At 33.9% G+C, this 4685-nt stretch carries 5 protein-coding genes and 1 pseudogene; 3 read left to right on the top strand and 3 right to left on the bottom strand.

Features of this window, described 5'->3' with window-relative positions:
- Positions 1-383: pseudogene (locus tag QZZ48_RS14090) on the top strand (response regulator); the annotation flags it as partial.
- Positions 384-441: 58 nt separating this feature from the next.
- Here QZZ48_RS14090 and QZZ48_RS14085 read toward each other — a convergent pair.
- Genes QZZ48_RS14085 through QZZ48_RS14075 form a run of 3 tightly spaced genes read right to left on the bottom strand, consistent with a single transcriptional unit; the run spans position 442 to position 3801 of the window.
- Positions 442-1767, bottom strand: a complete 1326-nt coding sequence (locus QZZ48_RS14085; protein ID WP_294966892.1) for a sodium ion-translocating decarboxylase subunit beta — start codon at positions 1765-1767, stop codon at positions 442-444.
- A gap of 4 nt (positions 1768-1771) precedes the next feature.
- Positions 1772-3565: a biotin/lipoyl-containing protein gene (locus QZZ48_RS14080; RefSeq protein WP_294966891.1), complete on the bottom strand. Its 1794-nt coding sequence runs from the start codon at positions 3563-3565 to the stop codon at positions 1772-1774.
- An 8-nt stretch (positions 3566-3573) separates the two neighbouring features.
- Entirely contained in the window at positions 3574-3801 is a 228-nt protein-coding gene (locus tag QZZ48_RS14075; protein WP_294966890.1) for an OadG family transporter subunit, read from the bottom strand.
- A gap of 149 nt (positions 3802-3950) precedes the next feature.
- Between QZZ48_RS14075 and QZZ48_RS14070 the strand changes: the two genes are divergently transcribed.
- Together QZZ48_RS14070 and QZZ48_RS14065 are read left to right on the top strand one after the other, a co-directional pair.
- Positions 3951-4238 carry a DUF3817 domain-containing protein gene (locus QZZ48_RS14070; protein ID WP_294966889.1) on the top strand — a complete coding sequence of 96 codons (288 nt, stop codon included), beginning with the start codon at positions 3951-3953 and terminating at the stop codon, positions 4236-4238.
- Positions 4239-4285: 47 nt separating this feature from the next.
- Positions 4286-4582: a hypothetical protein gene (locus QZZ48_RS14065; protein ID WP_294966888.1), complete on the top strand. Its 297-nt coding sequence runs from the start codon at positions 4286-4288 to the stop codon at positions 4580-4582.
- Positions 4583-4685 lie beyond the last annotated feature (103 nt).

Here is a 4685-nt window from a genome sequence, read left to right as displayed (position 1 = left end):
TACTTCTTTGTTTTTGGTCGAATAAGATTAGCAGATTATCGATTAATCCTATCTTTCAACTTACTTTCAAAAAATTGCACTTGATTTTAGAATTGGCGCCATATTTAGACTCTCTTTCTGCTAGTATGGATGAATTATCAACAGCATTAAATAATTATCCTGATGAATTTATGAATGTTTTAAAAAGCGATAGCGACAGTGTATTTAGTCTTTTCGATGCAGTAAGTTCAGATATGAATCGTTATGTAGAGAGATTTAGTGTTGAGAGTATTGCAATGAAAAATTCTCACCATATTCATGACCCAACAACGCTTAGCATACGTCAAATCATATCAATATTTACAGAGGGAGAACTAGAGTCTGGAGAAATTGAATTTTTTTAATAAAGAGAGATTCTTCTATTCATCCAAAAAGGATGAATAGAAATAACTATATAATTACTTATTGAAATAAAGAAATAAGCACACCGGCAGCAACTGCTGAACCGATAACACCTGCAACATTTGGACCCATAGCATGCATAAGAAGCATGTTAGAACGGTCATATTCCATACCAACTTTATTTGATACACGAGCTGCCATAGGAACAGCAGATACACCTGCTGAACCGATTAATGGATTAACCTTATGTCCAGGAAACATATTCATAATCTTAGCCATAATTACACCTGAGGCAGTACCTACAGAGAATGCAATAACACCAAGAGCCATAATAAACATAGTATCTGGAACTAAGAACTGGTCAGCTGCTAGTTTAGAACCAACACCAAGACCCAAGAAAATAGTTACAGTATTTATTAATGAATTTTGAAGAGTGTCATTAAGACGCTCAACAACACCTGACTCTTTTAAAAAGTTACCAAACATAAATGCGCCAATTAGTGGTGTTGACTCTGGTAACACTAAGATAGCAAGAGTAAGAACCATTACAGGGAAAACTAATTTCTCTAAGCGTGACACATGACGAAGAGTAGTCATTTTTATCTTACGCTCTGCTTCAGTTGTTAATGCTTTCATAATTGGAGGTTGAATAAGAGGAACCATCGCCATATATGAATAAGATGCAACTGCAATTGCTCCTAAAAGTTCAGGTGCAAGTTTCGTCGCAATAAAAATAGATGTTGGGCCATCAGCTCCACCAATAATAGAAATAGCACTTGCTTGTTGAAGAGTAAAGTCTGCAAAACCTAATTGAGTAAGGGCAACAGCTCCAACAAGTGTTCCAAATATACCAAACTGTGCAGCTCCACCAAGAAGTGCTGTTTTAGGGTTTGAAAGAAGAGGGCCAAAGTCAGTCATAGCTCCAACACCCATAAAAATGATAATTGGGAACATTTCATTAGAAAGACCCATACTATAAATTACACCTAGAAATCCATGTGCACCAGCAATATTTGCAACTGGAATATTGGCTAAAAGACCACCAAAAGCAATTGGTAGTAGTAATAATGGTTCAAAACCTTTTTTAATTGCTAACCAAAATAGAAAAAATGTAAGCAGAATCATAATTAAACGACCCCATGACTTATAAAAGTCACTCATTTTTTCACCATGAGCATTAAGTTCATTTGGATCAGGATTCATAAAGGCATTAATACCAGTTGACTTTAAAAAACCACCAACCATTTCAGAAAAAGGTTTAGTTTTATAAGTCTCCTCTTGATGAGCCGATAAAGCTTCACTTGATGCAGGAGCACTTGCACTTGCATGTAATGCACCAAAGCTTAATAGCATAAGTGTTAGTAATTTAATAACAAAAAATTTCATATACTTATCCTAATACTGCTACGACTTGACCTTCTACTACCTTGTCGTTTGTCGCAACATTAATAGTTTTAACAATACCACCACGAGGTGCAACAACATCAATTTCCATTTTCATAGACTCTAAGATCATGATAACATCACCTTCATTTACGCTTTGACCTGGATTAGCAACAATTTTCCAGACATTACCTGGAAGAAGAGCTTTAATAGAAACTTCATCACCAGAAGCTGCTGCTACTGGAGCTTGAGCTACACTTTCTCCATCAACTGCTGTTACTTGAATATTAGCATCACCTTCTGCAACTTGAACACTAAACTTTTGACCATCTACAACTACTGTATAATTTCCATTACCCATATTTGAACTTCCTTCACAATCTTTTTTCATTTGAGATATTTTTCTAACATTTAACTCACCTTTGCCTTTTAAGAAAGCAAGACCTTTCTCTTGACAAGCGGCTGCGATAAATATATTTTCTTCAGTTATTTCTATGTCTTCTTCTTTGAGCTTGTTAATCCAAGTCTTTAAAGATTTACTTTCATCTGCATCTGTTAGTACAAGAACTTTTTCTGTTGTTGGTTCTAGTCCTAATTTTTCAGATGCAATTTTGACAATTTCTGGATCTGGAGAGACAGGAGTCTTACCAAAATAACCAAGTACCATTTTTCCATAACCTGGAGCGATTGCTTTCCAAGGACCTTGCATAACATTGTTAAGTGCTTGCTGGAAGTAAAATTGAGAGATAGGAGTTACAGATGTACCATATCCACCTTTTTCTACAACTTCTTGCATAGCAGCTATAACTTCTGGAAATTTATCTAAGATATCGTTATCACGCATCATTTGAGTATTTGCAGTTAATGCACCACCTGGCATTGGTGAAAATGGAATAATTGGAGAAACCATTGTCGCTTCAGGAGGCATGAAATAATCAGATAAACAGTGTTGTAACTCTTTTTCGTATGTTAAAATCTTACCTATCTCTAAACCACCAAGGTCATAATCCATTCCCTTAGTTGCATGTAACATAGTTAAAATATCAGGTTGACTTGTACCACCAGAAACTGGAGCAGCTGCCATATCAATACCATCAACACCAGCTTCTAAAGCTGCCATGTAAGCAGAAACAGATACACCAGCAGTTTCATGAGTGTGAAGACGTAAGTGTGTTCCCTCTGGAACTAAACCACGAGCCATTTTAATTGTATCAAATACTTTTTGAGGATTTGAAGTACCAGAAGCATCTTTAAAACAGATACTGCTGTAAGGAATTCCACTATCTAAAATTTCACGAAGTGTTTTTTCATAAAATTCTGTTGTGTGTGCACCATGGCATCCTGGAGGTAAGTCCATCATTGTAACAACTATCTCATGTTTAAGTCCATGATGAGCAATTCTTTCACCTGAATATTTCAAGTTTTCAACATCGTTAAGTGCATCGAAGTTTCTAACTGTAGTTGTACCATGCTTTTTGAACATTTTAGCATGAAGGTCAATTAAGTCTTTGCTACCAGTGTCTAACATTACTGTATTTACACCACGAGCTAAAGTTTGAAGGTTTGCATCTGGTCCAACGATTTCGCGGAATTTATCCATCATCTCAAAAGCATCTTCTCTTAGGTAGAAGTATAAAGATTGAAATCTTGCTCCACCACCAAATTCAAAGTGATTTATTCCTGCAGTTTTAGCTGCTTCTACTGCTGGAAAGAAATCGTTCATTAGCACACGACCACCAAAAACTGATTGGAAACCGTCTCTAAAAGTCGTATCCATCACATCTATAAATTTTTTAGCCATTATAATCCTTAACCTTGTCTATGATGAGATATTGCTGCTGTGATTGCGGCAACTATCTTTTTATTTTGAGCTGTATTAACTGCTGGTTCTAAACTCACTTGTGGTTCAGGGAAAAACTTATGTACAACATATGACATTATATTCATGCACACTATCATAATAACTAAGAATAGGATAACAGTTCCCATTCCTAATCCCATAAACTTAAAACCTTCTACTATTAGGTTAGTTTCCATAGATTTACCTTTGTTACAATTTTCAAAAAAAGTATAGTGTAAAGATGTTTAAACGAAGTTTTCTATTCTTTTGTAATTTTTCAAAGTTGTGCAATTGTTACTTTTTGATTATATACTTCCATCATAAATTAAACAAAAAGATAAAAATTATGAAAAACAGTGTAAAAAAGTTCGGACTTGTTAATTCAATAGAAGGATATTCTTATTTACTTCTAGTATTCGTAGCGATGCCTATGAAATATGCTTTTGGATATCCAATGGCAGTTAAAATTGCAGGTATGATTCATGGTGTATTGTTTATGCTTTTTTGTCTACTTTTAGTAAAAGCATGGATAGACAGTAAATGGGCGTTTAGTGAAAATATTATCTTTTTTGTAGCTTCTCTTATTCCTTTTGGAACCTTTTACACAAAAAGCAAAATAAAAGCTTATGAATAAAAAAGAATTATTTTGATAAAATTCATTACTAAATAATAAGGAAAAATATGATAGCTGGAATGAACGAACAAGACTTTGTGGCATATATAATTTTTGGACTTATATTAAACTTCTTATTCTCAATACTTTTTGGGATATATCTTAGTAAAAATGTTGGTATGCAAGAAATGATAGAATCAAAGGGAGATAAAAAACAATCTCTTCTAGTAAGTCTTAGCCTTTTTATACCTTTTGCAAAGATGCTTATTACTCTCTACAGAGTGATGATACTTCAAATATATTTTTTAAATAAAGGTTATACACACAAAGAGTTTTGGATTTATATGACTCATAATAGATCATAAATTATTTAGACTTAATTAAAAATATGGGGGTTTGAAAACCCTTGCAAACTTCTGTATATTGGTAAGAAACCAAGGTATTTCTATAATGGATTATAAAAAAGCT

Source organism: Sulfurimonas sp., from assembly GCF_016744025.1.
Classification (GTDB): Bacteria; Campylobacterota; Campylobacteria; order Campylobacterales; family Sulfurimonadaceae; genus Sulfurimonas.
This window is presented reverse-complemented; position numbering and strand designations above follow the sequence as displayed.

Coding starts and splice junctions, on each gene's coding strand:
- QZZ48_RS14075 (WP_294966890.1), bottom strand. CDS start 3,801: ATGGAAACTAACCTAATAGTAGAAGGTTTTAAGTTTATGGGATTAGGA.
- QZZ48_RS14080 (WP_294966891.1), bottom strand. CDS start 3,565: ATGGCTAAAAAATTTATAGATGTGATGGATACGACTTTTAGAGACGGT.
- QZZ48_RS14085 (WP_294966892.1), bottom strand. CDS start 1,767: ATGAAATTTTTTGTTATTAAATTACTAACACTTATGCTATTAAGCTTT.
- QZZ48_RS14070 (WP_294966889.1), top strand. CDS start 3,951: ATGAAAAACAGTGTAAAAAAGTTCGGACTTGTTAATTCAATAGAAGGA.
- QZZ48_RS14065 (WP_294966888.1), top strand. CDS start 4,286: ATGATAGCTGGAATGAACGAACAAGACTTTGTGGCATATATAATTTTT.